The sequence below is a fragment of the Thermovibrio ruber genome, assembly GCF_055380895.1.
Genome location: NZ_AP042397.1, coordinates 950,972 through 966,464 on the forward strand (window position 1 = coordinate 950,972; position 15,493 = coordinate 966,464).

14 protein-coding genes and 3 tRNA genes are annotated in these 15,493 nt (G+C 45.6%); 4 read left to right on the forward strand and 13 right to left on the reverse strand.

Annotation, left to right across the window (positions count from 1 at the left end; genetic code table 11):
- Nucleotides 1–14: 14 nt before the first annotated feature.
- The 11 genes from rpoB to ACZ424_RS05110 form a co-directional block, all read right to left on the reverse strand.
- Nucleotides 15–4,349 carry a DNA-directed RNA polymerase subunit beta gene (gene rpoB / locus ACZ424_RS05060; protein WP_464903900.1) on the reverse strand — a complete coding sequence of 1,445 codons (4,335 nt, stop codon included), beginning with the start codon at nt 4,347–4,349 and terminating at the stop codon, nt 15–17.
- A 113-nt stretch (nt 4,350–4,462) separates the two neighbouring features.
- Entirely contained in the window at nt 4,463–4,840 is a 378-nt protein-coding gene (gene rplL, locus ACZ424_RS05065) for a 50S ribosomal protein L7/L12 (protein ID WP_464905215.1), read from the reverse strand.
- A gap of 44 nt (nt 4,841–4,884) precedes the next feature.
- The gene (rplJ, locus tag ACZ424_RS05070; protein WP_464903901.1) at nt 4,885–5,415 is read right to left on the reverse strand and encodes a 50S ribosomal protein L10; all 531 of its coding nucleotides are present in this window, start codon (nt 5,413–5,415) and stop codon (nt 4,885–4,887) included.
- Between the two features lie 182 nt (nt 5,416–5,597).
- Nucleotides 5,598–6,320 (reverse strand): 50S ribosomal protein L1, encoded by a 723-nt coding sequence (rplA, locus tag ACZ424_RS05075; protein ID WP_464903902.1) that lies wholly within the window; start codon nt 6,318–6,320, stop codon nt 5,598–5,600.
- Nucleotides 6,321–6,379: 59 nt separating this feature from the next.
- Nucleotides 6,380–6,805 (reverse strand): 50S ribosomal protein L11, encoded by a 426-nt coding sequence (gene rplK / locus ACZ424_RS05080; protein ID WP_142934061.1) that lies wholly within the window; start codon nt 6,803–6,805, stop codon nt 6,380–6,382.
- Nucleotides 6,806–6,820: 15 nt separating this feature from the next.
- Entirely contained in the window at nt 6,821–7,558 is a 738-nt protein-coding gene (gene nusG, locus ACZ424_RS05085; RefSeq protein ID WP_464903903.1) for a transcription termination/antitermination protein NusG, read from the reverse strand.
- 11 nt (nt 7,559–7,569) lie between these two features.
- Entirely contained in the window at nt 7,570–7,752 is a 183-nt protein-coding gene (gene secE, locus ACZ424_RS05090; RefSeq protein WP_464903904.1) for a preprotein translocase subunit SecE, read from the reverse strand.
- 62 nt (nt 7,753–7,814) lie between these two features.
- A tRNA-Trp gene (locus tag ACZ424_RS05095) sits at nt 7,815–7,890 on the reverse strand.
- 21 nt (nt 7,891–7,911) lie between these two features.
- Nucleotides 7,912–8,076: a 50S ribosomal protein L33 gene (gene rpmG / locus ACZ424_RS05100; RefSeq protein ID WP_464903905.1), complete on the reverse strand. Its 165-nt coding sequence runs from the start codon at nt 8,074–8,076 to the stop codon at nt 7,912–7,914.
- A gap of 48 nt (nt 8,077–8,124) precedes the next feature.
- Nucleotides 8,125–9,321: an elongation factor Tu gene (gene tuf / locus ACZ424_RS05105; protein ID WP_464903788.1), complete on the reverse strand. Its 1,197-nt coding sequence runs from the start codon at nt 9,319–9,321 to the stop codon at nt 8,125–8,127.
- A gap of 104 nt (nt 9,322–9,425) precedes the next feature.
- Nucleotides 9,426–9,502 (reverse strand) — tRNA-Thr (locus tag ACZ424_RS05110).
- Nucleotides 9,503–9,745: 243 nt separating this feature from the next.
- On the opposite strand from ACZ424_RS05110, the gene ACZ424_RS05115 reads away from it, so the two are divergent.
- On the forward strand, nt 9,746–11,182 hold the full coding sequence (locus ACZ424_RS05115) for an alginate export family protein (RefSeq protein ID WP_464903906.1): 1,437 nt from the start codon (nt 9,746–9,748) through the stop codon (nt 11,180–11,182).
- Nucleotides 11,183–11,298: 116 nt separating this feature from the next.
- A tRNA-Leu gene (locus ACZ424_RS05120) sits at nt 11,299–11,385 on the forward strand.
- Between the two features lies 1 nt (nt 11,386).
- On the opposite strand, the gene ACZ424_RS05125 is transcribed toward ACZ424_RS05120, so the two are convergent.
- Nucleotides 11,387–12,412, reverse strand: a complete 1,026-nt coding sequence (locus ACZ424_RS05125; RefSeq protein ID WP_464903907.1) for a potassium channel family protein — start codon at nt 12,410–12,412, stop codon at nt 11,387–11,389.
- Nucleotides 12,413–12,452: 40 nt separating this feature from the next.
- Here ACZ424_RS05125 and ACZ424_RS05130 point away from each other — a divergent pair, with 40 nt between their 5' ends.
- Complete coding sequence (locus ACZ424_RS05130) at nt 12,453–12,962, forward strand: RusA family crossover junction endodeoxyribonuclease (protein WP_464903908.1); 510 nt, start codon at nt 12,453–12,455, stop codon at nt 12,960–12,962.
- The gene (locus ACZ424_RS05135) at nt 12,952–14,505 is read left to right on the forward strand and encodes an NAD(P)/FAD-dependent oxidoreductase (protein WP_464903909.1); all 1,554 of its coding nucleotides are present in this window, start codon (nt 12,952–12,954) and stop codon (nt 14,503–14,505) included. The genes ACZ424_RS05130 and ACZ424_RS05135 overlap by 11 nt, the downstream gene beginning before the upstream one ends.
- Here the strand turns inward: ACZ424_RS05135 and ACZ424_RS05140 are convergent.
- Nucleotides 14,498–15,493, reverse strand: a complete 996-nt coding sequence (locus ACZ424_RS05140; RefSeq protein WP_464903910.1) for a DUF475 domain-containing protein — start codon at nt 15,491–15,493, stop codon at nt 14,498–14,500. The genes ACZ424_RS05135 and ACZ424_RS05140 overlap by 8 nt on opposite strands.

The window sequence follows — 15,493 nt, forward strand, 5'->3', positions numbered from 1 at the left end:
AAAGCCCCGTTTAGTTAAGCTTGAGTTTCTCCCTCTTCTTCCTCAAGCTCTTTTATGAACTTAACGTCAAGTGCAAGTGCCTTAAGCTCACGAACCAGAACGTTGAAGGATTCTGGAAGGCTTGGTTCAAAGGAGTATTTACCTTTAACGATGGCCTCGTAAACCCTTGAACGACCTTCAACGTCGTCGGACTTAACTGTGAGCATCTCTTGGAGCGTGTATGCAGCACCGTAGGCCTCAAGTGCCCATACTTCCATCTCACCGAACCTCTGGCCACCAAACTGGGCTTTACCGCCAAGAGGCTGCTGAGTGATGAGGGAGTAAGGACCTGTTGAACGGGCGTGGATCTTGTCGTCTGCAAGGTGGATGAGCTTGAGCATGTACATGTAACCGACTGTAACGTCCTGGTCAAAAGGCTCACCAGTTAAGCCGTCGTAAACTGTAAGCTGGCCGGTTTCCGGAAGGCCGGCGCGGCGGAGGAGCTCCTTAATCTCTTCCTCTTTAGCTCCGTTGAATATCGGAGACTCAAACCTAACTCCCTCTTTAGCTATTTTCTTGGCAACTTCCCTAAGCTCATCGTCTGAGAGGGAGTCTATGAGCTTGTTCATCCTTTCGTCTTTGTAGATGGCCTTAAGCTCCTCTCTCACCTTCTCAAGGCCAACCTTTAGGAGCTCCTCAATCTTCTTACCGAGGGCTTTCGCAGCAAGCCCAAGGTGAACCTCTAAGATCTGACCGACGTTCATACGGGATGGAACACCAAGTGGGTTGAGGACAATATCAATAGGCGTTCCGTCCTCCAAGAATGGCATGTCTTCAACAGGCCTTATCTGAGAGATAACACCCTTGTTACCGTGGCGACCGGACATCTTATCACCGATTGTGAGCTTACGCTTGGTAGCTATGTAAACCTTCACTTTTTTGTTTACACCGGCAGGAAGGTCGTGGCCCATCTCAATGGCGGCTTTCTTTTCTTCGTAGATGTTCTCAACAAGAGTAATCTTGTCAACTGCTTGAAGCCTTATCCTCTTAAGCTCCTGAGCGACTTCTTCATCGTCAATTATTGAAGGCTTCCTGAGGGCAAAGAAGACGAGAGCGTCAACTTTATCCTCTGTAATCTCCTCGCCTGCAGAGATGATGAGGTTTCCGGAAGCGTCGTAAACGTCTTCCCTTACCTTCTTGCCGAGGATAAGCTCGGCAGCCTTCCTGTCCCTGTCTTTCTTAATAAGGTTTATCTCCTCCTGCTTCTCTCTCTCCAGTTTTGCCTTCTCCTCAGCCTCAATGAGCTGAGTCCTCGGGTCTTTGGCCTCACCCTTCCTTGAGAGGATCTTAACGTCAATTACAACTCCCTCAACTCCGTGGGGAACCCTTAAAGATGTATCCTTAACTCCCTTTGCTTTTTCTCCGAATATCGCCTGGAGAAGTTTCTCTTCAGGGGTTAGAACCTGCTCTCCCTTAGGAGTAACCTTTCCGACGAGGATGTCCCCGGGCTTAACGTAGGTTCCAATCCTTACGATTCCGGACTCGTCAAGGTTCCTAAGGGCGGCTTCTGAAACGTTGGGAATGTCCCTCGTTATCTCCTCTCTACCGAGCTTCGTCTCAACCGCTTCACACTCAAACTCTTGAATGTGAATTGAAGTGTAAACGTCGTCTTTGAGGAGCCTTTCGCTAACTAAGATAGCGTCCTCAAAGTTGTAACCTCTCCAGGGCATAAAAGCAACAAGAACGTTCTTACCAAGTGCAAGCTCTCCGTTTTCCATTGAAGGACCATCTGCAATTATCTGTCCTCTCTTAACTCTCTGCCCTTTCTTAACTATCGGCCTCTGGTTAATGCAGGTCTTCTGGTTTGACTTCTGAAACTTCTTCAGGTTGTAAACGTCAAATCCCGTATCTACAGAAAGTCCGCCCTCTTCAAGCTCTTCCGGGTCAACCTTAATGATTATCTTGTCGGCAGTTACACTCTCAACAACTCCAGAACGTTTTGCAACAACTGCAGAACGGCTGTAAAGGGCAACCTCCTTCTCCATTCCCGTTCCAACTAAAGGAGCCTCTGTCTTAATGAGTGGAACGGCCTGACGTTGCATGTTTGAACCCATGAGGGCCCTGTTGGCGTCGTCGTGCTCAAGGAAAGGAATAAGTGAAGCGGATACTGAGAAGACCTGTTTAGGTGAAACGTCCATAAACTGGACTTCTTCTCTCTTAACGAGTTTAAACTCCGCCTTGTGGCGTGCCATTACGGTGTCGGCTGTGATGTAGCCGTTCTCGTCTACCGGAGCGTTCGCCTGGGCAATTACGTAGTTCTCCTCTTCCTCTGCAGTCATGTAAACGATCTCGTCTGTAACCCTTCCGTTAACTACCATTCTGTAAGGAGTTTCAAGGAAACCAAGCCAGTTTATCCTTCCGTAAGTAGTTAGTGAGTTTATAAGACCGATGTTCTGTCCTTCAGGGGTTTCAATTGGGCAGATACGGCCGTAGTGGGACGGGTGAACGTCACGAACTTCAAACCCAGCCCTCTCCCTCGTAAGTCCACCGGGACCTAAAGCTGAGAGTCTTCTCTTGTGGGTTGTCTCTGCAAGTGGGTTGGTTTGATCCATAAACTGGCAGAGTGAGGTAAGAGTGAAGAACTCCCTCAGTGGGTTAAGGGCAGTTCTCGGGTTAATGAGATCTTGAGGCATTACAGAATCTATATCTGCAACTGCTAACTTCTCCTTAACTGCCTTCTCAAGCTTGAATAGACCGGACTTAAAGGCTATTTCGGCAAGCTCTCCTACGCCCCTAACCCTTCTGTTTCCGAGGTGGTCTATGTCGTCGTAGGGACGGAGCTCCGCGTGAACCTCCATAAGAGCCTTAACTGCTCCAACAACATCTGCCTTGTGTAGGAGTCTTCCGGCGTCGTCGTAGTCCGGCTCAACGGGAATTTCCTCAACCTTAGCAGCTGCAAGCTTTAGAGCAACTTCAGGAGTGATGAGAGTTCCCTTTGGAACTACAATGTCTCCCTCTTCATTGGATATGTCTTCCCTTACCCTTAAAGGCGGAAGCCATTCAATGTTCTTAAGGTCGTCTTTTGTGAGTTTTTCAAGCTTCTCTTTTGGGTATATTTTCTCGTTAACTTTTGCCCTACCAACCCTTGAAAGGTCGTAGTTTTTGGTGCTAAAGAACATGGATTCAAAGAGCTTCCTTGCTCCTTCAACGGTCGCAGTATCACCTGGGCGAACTTTCCTGAATATCTCAACGTATGCAGCGATAAGAGGGTCTTCTATCTTTTCCCTTACCCTGTCCCTCTTCTCTTTCCTCAGGGTGTTAACAATTACGGCACCGTAAGGGGTCTTCTTCCTGTTAATAGCCTTAAACCCTGCTCCCTCCGGAAGCTTCCTTGAGCTGGTGGAGAGCTCCTCGTAAGCCTCCTGAACAACCTCTCCCGTTTCAGGGTCAACAACGTCCGTAACTAAGTAGTAGTCGTTTAGCTCATCTCCACTCTTAACCTCTCCAGTTTCAACATCAATTATTTCCCCATTTTCAACCTTTAACGTTTCAATAACGTCTCCGTAGAAGACGTTAATTATCTCTTCGTCAGTTCTAAGTCCAAATGCCCTTAAGAGGTAAGTTCCAATAAATCTTCTTTTTCTATCTATCTTTGCATAAAGGATATCGTTGTAGGGAATTTCAAACTCAAGCCAAGAACCCATTGCAGGGATTATGCTTGCAATGTCAATAATACGGGCAACCTGAGTCGTTTTAGAAACTTCGTTCTTAAAGAAAAGACCCGGTGAACGGTGTAGCTGACTTACGACAACTTTTTCAGTTCCATTTATGATAAAGGTTGCCCTATCGGTCATAAGGGGAATTTCACCAAAGTACATCTTGTTCTCTTTGATAATCGGGGCAATCTTCTCGCCCGTTTTAGGATCCTTCTGCCACACGTGGAGCTCAAAGAGAACCCTTAATGGAGCGCTGTAGTCTATTCCCCTCTCCTTACACTCGTCAGGAGTGTACTTTGGACGGAAAACAACTTCCATTCCACACTTTGGACATACTACTCCTTTACCGCCAAGCCCCTGGAACTTTCCACATTTACAGTACCAGTCTCCTATTTCGTATCCTTTATAGTGAATCTCTACGCCTGTAGCCTCATCAACAATGGGAAAAGCTTGTCTAAATGCAGATTCAAGACCTACGTTTTCCCTTTCATGAGGAGCCTTATTTAGCTGAAGGAACCTTTCGTAGGATTCAAAAGGAAACTGAAGTAAATCCGGAACTGGGTATTTTTCCTCCCTTTTTGAAAAACTTTTCCTTGGAAGACTTGTTATTTTTTCTTTCTTTACAGAGGGGGTTACTTTCTGAACTTTTCCCATAGTCTCCTCTACCTCAAAGAGTTTTTGGGTTTAAATGACAGAAGGGAGACTACCCCTGTAGGCAGTCTCCCAGCCGATAAATTATAGTCTCAACTAAAATGAGATTCAACTGGTTACTTGATTTCTACTTCAGCCCCAGCTTCCTCAAGCTTCTTCTTGATCTCTTCAGCCTCTTCCTTAGAAATTCCCTCTTTTACAGGTTTAGGAGCGTTGTCAACTAACTCCTTAGCTTCCTTAAGACCAAGTCCCGTGATTTCCCTAACAACCTTGATAACGTTGATTTTCTTAGCACCTGGGGACTTGAGGATAACGTCAAATTCAGTCTTCTCCTCTTCAGCAGCTCCAGCAGCACCGCCGGCAGCAACAGGTCCTGCAGCAGCTACAACAGGCATGTCAGAAACACCGAACTCTTCCTTGATAGCGTTGATGAGGTCTACAAGCTCAAGAACTGTCATGTTCTTGATAGCCTCAATGATCTGCTCTTTTGTGATTTCAGCCATTTTGCTCCTCCTTTTAAGTATTCCAGTTTTAGTTTTTAAGCTGCGCCTTCTTTTTCAGCCTTAACGTTCTCAAGAACTGTAACGAGTTTTATAAATAGGTTCTCAAGAGACCAAGCGACGGCATTAACGGGGTACTTGAGGGTAAAGGCAAGCTGTCCGAGGAGCTCCTCCCTGCTCGGGAGCTCTGCCAGTTGCTTAATCATGTTAAAGTCGGCAACCTTACCCTCTACAACGGCAGCCTTGAACTTTAGCTTAGAATCTTTCTCTTCAATAAATTCCTTAAGAACCTTGGCAGCAGCTACTATATCCTCGTAGGCAAAAACTATTCCCGTTGGGCCTACGAAAGCTTCTTTGATCTGCTCAATGGGAGTTCCTGGATAGGCGTAGCGCATAAGGGTGTTCTTAACTACTTTGTACTCTGCTCCTGCCTCCCTGAGCTTCCTTCTCAGGGCATTCGACTCTGCAACTGTCATTCCTTCAAAGTTTGTAAGGATAACTAAAGGAGCCTTTTCAAACTTCTCCTTTAACTCCTTTGCTATCTGTTCTTTCAGTTTTCTCGTTTTCAACGGAGTTACCTCCTGATAGGTTTGGCATTGTGAAGAGGGAGGGCATAGTTTGGCGGGGTAAACAGCTCCTCGCCGGTCTCAGTAGGCTGCCTTTTCAGGCATTTAAGCTATGCACCTACCCTCTTCAACCGGTTGCCTGTTGGCAGCGGTAATTCTATTCAGAAATTCTCTCTTGTCAACATCTACTCTGCAGATTGAGCCGCGTTAACTGCGTCAAACACGTCAACTTTAACGCCGGGATCCATCGTAGCAGCAACAGCAACACTTCTTACATACTGTCCTTTAGCTCCGGAAGGCTTAGCTGCAAGGATTGCCTTTATAAGAGCTACGGCGTTCTCGTAGAGCTTTTCTTCGTCAAAGGAAACCTTTCCTATGGGAGCGTGAACGATACCGGCTTTCTCAACCTTAAAGTCAACCTTTCCACTTTTAGCCTCTTTAACGGCCTTTGCAACGTCAAAAGTAACCGTTCCTGTTTTAGGGTTAGGCATAAGTCCCCTTGGGCCTAAGATCCTACCTAATCTTCCAACCTTACCCATCATGTCAGGGGTGGCGATGAGAACGTCAAAGTCCAACCATCCCTGCTGGATCTTCTGGATAAGATCGTCTCCTCCAACGTAGTCGGCTCCTGCTTCCTTTGCCTCGTTGAGTTTCTCACCTTGAGCGATAACCGCAACTACCCTCTCCTTACCAAGACCGTGGGGAAGAACGACGCTTCCTCTAACCATTTGGTCTTGATACTTAGGGTCAACTCCGAGGCGAACGGCCATCTCAACGGTTTGGTCAAAGTTCCTCTTTGTTACATCCGCCATCTTCTTAACCAAAGAGATGGCCTCTTTGAGGGGATACTGTTTGCCCTTCTCAACAAGGGCAAGGGCATTCATGTACTTCTTTCCGTGCTTTGGCATCTTTACCTCCTTCGGCTTTTATGCCTCCCACCTTTAAAGGTGGTAGTTCAAAAACTAAATTAGTCTACGATCTTAACTCCCATGTTCTCAGCCGTTCCTGCAATGATCCTCATCGCAGCTTCAATGTCGTAGCAGTTTAAGTCCTGCATCTTCTGCTCTGCAATCTGTCTGAGCTGCTCCTTTGTAATCTGACCAACCCACTCTTTCTTAGGCTGGTGAGCCCCCTTCTCAATTCCGGCAGCCTTCTTAATAAGAACAGAAGCCGGTGGAGTTTTAAGAACGAAGTCAAAAGACCGGTCAGCGTAAATTGTGATAACTACCGGAATGATAAGGCCTTTCTTATCTGCAGTTGCAGCGTTGAAAGCCTTTACAAACTCCATAATGTTTACGCCGTGCTGACCCAACGCCGGACCTACAGGTGGTGCAGGTGTTGCCTCTCCAGCCGGCAGCTGAAGCTTAACCTCAGCTACTACTTTCTTAGCCATTGTATCCTCCGCCTCTTAGCTTATTTTCTCTACCTGGTCAAACTCCAGTTCAACGGGAGTTTGCCTGTCAAAAATGTTCACCAAAACTATAAGCTTTTCATGCTCAGGGTCAATCTCTGAAATAGTTCCTTCAAACCCGATAAACGGTCCCTCGTTAATTTTGACCTTATCCCCAATATCAAACTTAAGTTTCCTAATCTTGGGAATACCTCTTTTGAGTCTCTCTTTCATTGCAACGATTTCAGACTCACTTACCTCTACAGGCCTTCCCCCTGCACTTACGAAACCTAAAACCCTCGGAACTCTCCTGATTTGACTCTGAAGGTCTTTATCAAGGTCGGCCTTTATGAAGATGTATCCAGGGTAGAGTCTGTCTCTGAGCTCTATCTTAGCCTCAACCCTGTTCTCCAGACACCTTATCCTCTGTCCTACCTTTTCTATCTGTTCCGGGGTGCACTTTTTCTTCTCACACTCACAGGATTCAACAGAAACTTTTCCGTCTTCAACTCTAAAAACGACCTTCTTACCTTCTTCTCCTTCAACTTCAAAGATACGAGGTTCTTCACCGCGGAGGGGGAGCTCTCCCTTCTCCTTACCCATAGCCTTAAAAACAACTTTTTCAACGGCAGGTATAAAAATCTCCTCAACCTTTTCTTCCTTTCCTGATTCCCTTAAGGCCTTTAAAATATTAGCCTTAACCCTGTGTTCAAAACCGGACTGGACGTGAAGGGAATACCACTTCTTATCAGCCATTTCAGCTCTCCTTACTTTACAATTATCAGCTCAAGTCCCTTGGCAAAAATCGTATCCAGCACCCAGAAGTAGACGGCAATAAAAGCGCAGAAAACGATAATTCCCACAGTAGCTTCAATAACCTCTTCCCTCGTAGGCCAAGTTACTCTACCCAATTCCTCTTTAACTTCTTTTAAAAACTGAACAGGAGACATAAAAACCTCTTTTTATTTTAAGTTTGCAGGAGGGATTTTAATAAAAACGGAAAAATTATAAATGGCAGGCCAGGAGGGACTCGAACCCCCAACCGCCGGATTTGGAGTCCGGAGCCCTACCAATTGGGCTACTGGCCTACCTGCAGCAGGAAATATATCCTACTTCACTTCCCTGTGCAAGGTATGTTTGTTACACCAAGGGCAGTACTTCTTAAGCTCAATCCTGTCTGGGGTATTTCTCTTGTTCTTTGTAGTTGAGTAGTTCCTACGCTTACACTCTGTACAGGCAAGCTGTATTATCTCACGGGGTCCCTTCTTTGCCATTTCTCAACTCCTTAACAGCAGAATTTAAAGGGGGGAAGCCCCCTAAAATTAGTCAAGAATTTCCGTAACTACGCCAGCTCCTACCGTCCTTCCACCTTCACGGATCGCAAACCTTAACCCTTCTTCTATAGCTACAGGCTTAAGTAGCTCTACCTCAAACGTTACGTTATCCCCAGGCATTACCATCTCTACGCCTTCAGGCAGCTTAACCTTTCCCGTTACGTCTGTCGTCCTGAAGTAGAACTGGGGCTGATATCCGTTGAAGAACGGCGTGTGCCTTCCTCCTTCTTCCTTTGAGAGAATGTAAACTTCTGCCTTGAACTTCTTGTGAGGTTTGATGGAACCAGGCTTTGCTACTACCATTCCCCTCTCTACTTCGTCTTTACCTACTCCACGGAGCAGTACTCCAATGTTGTCTCCAGGAAGTGCCTCGTCAAGCACTTTCCTGAACATCTCTATTCCTGTCGCTACTGTCTTTATAGGCTCTTCCTTTAAACCAACTATCTCTACTTCTTCTCCTACTGTAAGCTTACCCCTCTCTACTCTTCCCGTTACGACTGTTCCACGTCCAGAGATTGAGAAGACGTCCTCTATTGGCATGAGGAATGGCTTGTCTACTTCTCTTACAGGCTCAGGTATGTATTCATCAAGGGCGTTTACCAGTTCATAGATAGGCTGACAGTCTGGGCAGTCTGCTGATGTGCACTCAAGGGCTTTTAACGCTGAACCTCTGATTACTGGTACTTCGTCTCCCGGGTAGCCGTACTCTGAGAGAAGTTCCCTTACTTCAAGCTCAACAAGCTCAAGTAGTTCTTCGTCGTCTACCATGTCTACTTTGTTGAGGAATACTACGATGTATGGAACGTTTACCTGTCTTGCAAGGAGAACGTGTTCTCTCGTTTGGGGCATTGGACCGTCTGCTGCTGATACTACGAGGATTGCTCCGTCCATCTGGGCTGCACCGGTAATCATGTTTTTGATGTAGTCTGCGTGACCGGGACAGTCTACGTGGGCGTAGTGGTACTTGTCTGATTCGTACTCTACGTGGGCTGTTGCGATTGTGATTCCCCTTTCCCTCTCTTCTGGGGCTTTGTCAATTTGGTCGTAGGATACTTCTTGTGCCTTTCCTTGGAGTGAAAGGCAGTGGGTAATTGCTGCTGTAAGGGTTGTTTTTCCGTGGTCTACGTGACCAATTGTTCCCACGTTCTTGTGGGGCTTCGTCCTTTCAAACTTTTGCTTCGCCATGGTTATTCCTCCAATAAAACATTATTTAAGGGTAAAGTCAGAAAACTTCAGGCAGGAAATTTAACATAGGAGGGGAAAAATTCAAGTGGAGAAACGATAATAGATGGTGCCCACGGGCGGAGTTGAACCGCCGACCTCACCCTTACCAAGGGTGCGCTCTAACCTCCTGAGCCACGTGGGCAACCTGTGTGTGGTGAGAAATATAGACTTATAAAATAAGGATTGCAAGGGAAGAGTAACCCCAAACGTGTGATAAAATTAAAATTTAAGAATGAGTAGGATTTAACGTCGTTTGCAAGTTTGCAACAAAAAGGGCTTATGTCCCAAAGAGAAACCTTGACATGCTACAATGGGTAATGATAAATTTTGAGCTGAAGATGTTTGAAACAACCAATTTAGAAAAACTTTAATGGGGAGGTCCCAGATGAGGAAAGCACTGAAAGCAGTGACCTTAATGGGTCTTGCAGCAGCGTTAATTGCTCCTGCTGCTACAGTTAAAGCTGCCGACATGGACATGGGCAGCACAAAAGTGACTATCGGCGGTCAGTTAAGAGAAAGGCTTGAGTGGTATGCCAACGAAGCTGGAAGCGGAACAGGAAGGGAAGTAGGTGGAACTTACAGAGCAAGGCTTAAAATCAAGGCTGAGCTCTCTGACGGCGTAACAGCAGTATTTGTTCCTCAAGCCGTAGGTGTTTGGGGTGAAAACGGACAAGGCCTTGAACTTGATACAGGTAGAAACGAAGTATTTAATATGCATGAAGCCTACATGCTTCTTGCAAACCCATTTGGAATCAACAACGTAATCGTTAAAATTGGTCGTCAAGAAGTTAACCTCGGTAACGAGAGGCTCGTAGGTACTGTTGACTGGTCTCAAGCTGGAAGATCTCTTGACGGTATTTTAGTAGGTTACGTAGCCGGGGACTACGGACTTGCTGGATTCTTCTACGGTAAACTTCTCGATGAAGCAACAGGTGCAGGTCCATGGCTCAGCCAAGGAGACAAAGATTATGATATTGATCTCTACGTAGCTACATGGCAGGGTAACTTCAAGCCATTTGGGATTGGCGGAACTTACGAGTTAACAGATATCTATGTTAACCCAACAACCAACTTCGCTAAACTTCTTGGTGTTACAGATGGAATTGACCTCAACATTAATACAATTTACGGACGTGTAACTCCTACATTTGATACTGACTTTGCAAAAATTAAGCTTAACTTAGAAGGTGCTTTCCAAAGCGGAAATGCTGACTTCATCAATCCTGCTCAATCTCCAGATGGTAAGAAGAACCACGACTTTAGCGGTTACTTCTTCAGTGTAGGTGCAGGTGCTGACTTTGACCAAGTTTCTTGGGCTCCAAGTGTATTTGTAGGATATGACTACTACTCTGGAGATAAAGATGACAAAGGCGATTACGATGCGTTCTGGTCCGTTCTCCCAACAGCCCACAAGTGGTTAGGCCACTCTGACGTTCTCTGGTTAAACAACGTATACCTCTTTAACGGAACAGGACTTGTAAACGAAATTACACAACGTTCTCCTGGCGTTGAAGACCTTTACTTCAAGCTTCACACCAAGCCGCTCGATAAAGTAGCTCTTGGACTTGATGTTCATTACTTCAAAACAGCAGAAGATTATGCAGTTGGACAAGGTGTTAAACCTGCAGGATACAGTGGATCAACTTCTGATGATATCGGTTGGGAAACAGACCTTGAAGCTAAGTATAAGTACAGCAAGAACCTCTGCTTAAGCGTTGGTTGGGATCACTTTGACCCAGATAGCGACTTCGGTAAAACATACCTCGGTGGCAAAGACGACGCTGAAGACCACATCTGGGTTCAGGCTGATCTCAAGTTCTAAGGTCGGCTAATCTAAAAACAATTAAGGGGGCTGCGGCCCCCTTTTTTATTTTAGAAGAGAGGCTTTAAACCTTGACACCCGTTTAACGGTTGCCTATATTTCTCAACGTCACTTAAGCGGGAGTGGCGGAATCGGCAGACGCGCCGTCTTGAGGGGGCGGTGCCCTTACGGGCGTGCGGGTTCAAATCCCGCCTCCCGCACCACTTAATTATCATCCTCTCCTGAAACCAGCTTTTTAAGCTTCTCAGCCTGTTCTTTGGTTCCAATAATAATTAAAGAATCTCCCTCTAAAACCATCGTTGTTGACGTAGGGTTAAGTATAAACGAACCGTCTTCACGCCTTATTCCGATAACTATGACTCCTGTCTTTTTCGGAATGTCAAGATCTTTTAAGAGCTTTCCATGAAAGGGAGAACCTTTCGGAACCTTTACCTCTTCAAGCCTTAAGTCAATCTCTCCGTGGTGTGTAACGATGTCTAAGAAACTTACAACGCTTGGTCTTATAGCCAAAGAGGCCATTCTGAGACCACCTATAACATTTGGAAGGATTACCTCAGTTGCACCTGCCCTTTTAAGCTTTATTACGTTCTCTTCGCTGTTTGCCCTTGTAACTATTCTGATTTTTGGGTTTAGGTTCTTTGCAGAGAGGGTAATAAACAAGTTATCGGCATCGTCAGCGGTTGCAACTATGAGGTTTGAGGCAGACTTAACACCGGCCTTTAATAGGGTCTCGTCTTGGGTGGCATCTCCGTGGATGTAGATAAGGTTGGGATAGTGTTCCTTTGCCTCCTCTATTTTTGATTCGTCTTTTTCAATAACGACAAAGGGAATTTTCTCCTTGTAGAGCTCCTTTATCGCCGCCTGACCCGTCCTTCCCAGACCGCACACTATTGTGTGGTTTTTGAGCTTTGAAATCATCTTTTCCATCCTCTTTACCGTTAAGATTTTCTGGAGCTCCCCCTCAAAAATCATAGCAGCAACTGTTGAAGCCCCGTAAGCAAAAATGGCAAAAGTAAAAACGATAACAACCATTGTAAAGATTTTCCCTGCAGTAGAGAGTGGGTGAACTTCTTCATAACCTACTGTTGAGATAGTTATTATTGTATGCCACAAAGAGTCTAACCAAGACCAACCTTCTATAAGGTGAATACCAACGGTTGAAAAGAGAACTAACAGAAGAAGAACGGTTAAAATTGTTATAAACTTCTTTAGCGGCTCTCTGTAGTCCATCTCAACCCTATACCAGTAAAAAGTTTAATAGGAGCTTAAAGTGCCAAAGTATAAGTTCTTTTTTATCGGGAAAATTCCCAGCAAGGCCAACTACAAAAAAATATCCCACAGGCGGGTTAACGGAGAAATGAAACCTTTTATAATTAACAACCCGGAGGTCCTTAAGTCTCAGAAGGAAGCCCTTTGGCAGCTCCACGTTCAGAAGCTCTCCTACGGTATTTCAAATTTCCCTATTGAAAATCCCGTAAAAGTATCTCTCATTTTTTACCTTTCGGGAAGGGTCAAGCAGAGGGACATTGATAACGCAGAGAAGTTTGTAGGAGACATCCTTGAAAAGGGAGGTGTCTTAAAGAGGGACTCTCTGATTTACAGGAAAGACAGAGTAGAAAAACGGATAGGAGTAAAGGGATTTCCCGAAGTGGTTTACATAGAAATTGAAGAACTTTCAGAGAACGAAAAGCTTGACCACGAGAAGGGAAAACCACAATTTCCAGAGGAGTTTTACAAGTTCTTAAAGAAAATGAGGATGGAGCTCCCCGATGAGAGTTGAGATAGACGTGAAGGTTCCTTTAGAGAGCTCTTTAGAGGAAGAGGTTAAGAGGTTAGGGATTGAGAACTACGAAATTCTAAGGGAATCAATAGACGCAAGGAAAAAGCCAATATTCGTCTACAGGATTTTGGCAGAGCTCCCCGACGAAAAGGCCAAAGAACTAATAGAAAGGGGAACTGCAAGGGAACACAGGCCCGTTCCGGAAGTTCATATTCCAAGGGTAAAGAGTAAAAAGCGGGTTTTAGTGGTTGGAACGGGTCCTGGGGGACTTTTCTCGGCCTACGTTCTCTCACAAGCAGGGCTTGAGGTTACCATTGTAGAGAGAGGAAAGCCCATTGAAGAGAGGGTAAAGGACGTTTCTCTTTTCTGGAAGGAGAGGAAACTCAACGAGAACTCAAACGTTCAGTTTGGAGAGGGAGGAGCAGGAACCTTTTCAGACGGAAAGCTCACTACGAGGGTTAAGGACAAGAAGAAATACTTTGTTTTTAAAACTCTGGTTGAGTGTGGAGCTCCGTCTGAAATCCTCTACAAGAGCAAGCCCCACGTTGGAACTGACAGGCTAAGGGAAGTTATTGGAAACTTTAGAGAAATACTTAAGAAAATGGGAGTTGAGTTTAGGTTTTCAACCCTTTTAACGGAGCTCCGGAAAGACGGAAACAGAATAGTTTCCGCCACTTTTAAAGACCTTAAGGAGAAAAGAAACTACTCAGAGGAGTTTGACTTCTACTTCCTCTCTCCCGGAAACAGTGCAAGGGATACTTTTGAGATGTTGAAGAGAGCTGGTATAGAGCTCTCCGGAAAGCCCTTTGCCGTTGGATTAAGGGTTATCCACAGACAGAAGACAATAAACAGGATTCAATACGGAAGAAAGTGGTTTAAAAACCCGAAACTGCCTCCGGCGGAGTATCTGTTTACATACAAGGGGAAAGAGAGAAACGTATACACCTTCTGTATGTGCCCGGGAGGTTACGTAATCTGCGCTTCCTCTGAAAAGCACACAGCTGTAACCAACGGAATGAGCAACCACGCAAGGGACAGCGGATACGCCAACAGTGCAGTAGTTGTTCAGCTCTTCCCTGAAGACTTTGAGAACGACCCGTTTAAGGCAATTGAGTTTCAGAGGGCCTTGGAGAGGGCAGCCTTCGTTGTCGGAGGAAGCAACTACTCTATGCCTGCCCAAACTGTTTGGGACTTCATAAACGGAGAAACCTCATCAGATCTTATAGAAGGAGGTTACATACCGGAGATAAGGAGCGCCCGTTTAGACAGGCTCCTGCCACCTGAAATAGCCGTTCCAATAAAGGAGGCTTTCCTCTACTGGTATGAGAAGGTCTCTTTCTTCGTTCCGTCAAACGCAACCCTAGTGGGAGTTGAGACGAGGACGTCGTCTCCAGTAAGGATTTTAAGGAACCAAGACTTTACTTCTGTTTCTGCCGAAAACCTCTACCCGGTTGGAGAAGGAGCGGGCTACGCAGGAGGTATAACGAGCTCTGCCGTTGACGGAATAAACGGAGCTCTCTCCCTAATTGAGAAGCTCACTTAATGAGAAGAGGTTTCGTTCTTTTTAAAGAAGAGTATAGGGAAGAGAGGATAAAAACCAAGGCTAAAGCGCTTATAACGAGTTCAGGAATTTGGAAGAAGAGCTCCAGGAGCATCATTATACCCAGAGCTCCAATTCCCCAGTGAGCGCCGTGCTCCAAGTAGGGAAGCTCACTGAGCTTTCCAGACTCAACAAAATACAGCGTTAGGGAGCGGAGGATAAAAGCTCCCACTGAAAGACCTACGGTAATGATTATCAAGTTCTGGCTGATTGCAAAAGCTCCAACAGTTCCGTCTAAAGAGCAGGAAGCGTCTAAGAGCTCTAAGTAGATAAATGTACCTATTCCACTCTCTATACCTTGCCTTTCCTTGAAATACTCTATGGAGCTCTTAACGAAGTGAACGACCTCAAAGGAAAGTACTCCTAAAATCATAGATAGGAGAATGTTCGGCTCTTTCTTGAAGTAGCCAACCAAAAAGATAACTGAGAGGGCAATTATCAGCTTCACCTCTCCAAGCTTTGCAATTTTTGAGGCAAAGTTCTCAAATAGTTTTATCCAGTGGAGCTCCCTTCCTGCGTCAAAGAGCCAGTTGACGAAAACCATCAGGAGGAAAGAACCGCCGAAGGCCAGGATTAAAGGCTCTGCAGATTCAAGGTAGTGGGCGTAGACTTCCGGCTCTTTAAATGCAAGCTCCAGAACCTTTTCAACCGAAAGCCCGGAGGTGAGAACGACTATTAGAACTGGAAAGAGAAACCTCATTCCAAAAACTGCAATGACCATTCCCCAGGTGAGGAAACGCCTCCTCCAGACCTGCGACAGGCCGGAGAGGATTACGGCGTTCATAACGGCGTTGTCAAATGAGAGGGAAATCTCAAGGAGTGAAAGGGTTGTTCCCTCAAATACCCCCTTTATACCCATGTAGGCAAACTCAATCAGCCAGCTGACGGCAAATATTAAGACAAATTCAGCTAAAAGCTTTCTTAGTTTCAT

Bases quoted from the DNA above. Each gene is read 5' to 3' on its own strand.
- tuf (WP_464903788.1), bottom strand. From the start codon at position 9,321: ATGGCGAAGCAAAAGTTTGAAAGGACGAAGCCCCACAAGAACGTGGGA.
- rpmG (WP_464903905.1), bottom strand. From the start codon at position 8,076: ATGGCAAAGAAGGGACCCCGTGAGATAATACAGCTTGCCTGTACAGAG.
- rplK (WP_142934061.1), bottom strand. From the start codon at position 6,805: ATGGCTAAGAAAGTAGTAGCTGAGGTTAAGCTTCAGCTGCCGGCTGGA.
- rplA (WP_464903902.1), bottom strand. From the start codon at position 6,320: ATGCCAAAGCACGGAAAGAAGTACATGAATGCCCTTGCCCTTGTTGAG.
- ACZ424_RS05125 (WP_464903907.1), bottom strand. From the start codon at position 12,412: ATGGACTACAGAGAGCCGCTAAAGAAGTTTATAACAATTTTAACCGTT.
- nusG (WP_464903903.1), bottom strand. From the start codon at position 7,558: ATGGCTGATAAGAAGTGGTATTCCCTTCACGTCCAGTCCGGTTTTGAA.
- secE (WP_464903904.1), bottom strand. From the start codon at position 7,752: ATGTCTCCTGTTCAGTTTTTAAAAGAAGTTAAAGAGGAATTGGGTAGA.
- ACZ424_RS05115 (WP_464903906.1), top strand. From the start codon at position 9,746: ATGAGGAAAGCACTGAAAGCAGTGACCTTAATGGGTCTTGCAGCAGCG.
- rpoB (WP_464903900.1), bottom strand. From the start codon at position 4,349: ATGGGAAAAGTTCAGAAAGTAACCCCCTCTGTAAAGAAAGAAAAAATA.
- ACZ424_RS05135 (WP_464903909.1), top strand. From the start codon at position 12,952: ATGAGAGTTGAGATAGACGTGAAGGTTCCTTTAGAGAGCTCTTTAGAG.
- ACZ424_RS05140 (WP_464903910.1), bottom strand. From the start codon at position 15,493: ATGAAACTAAGAAAGCTTTTAGCTGAATTTGTCTTAATATTTGCCGTC.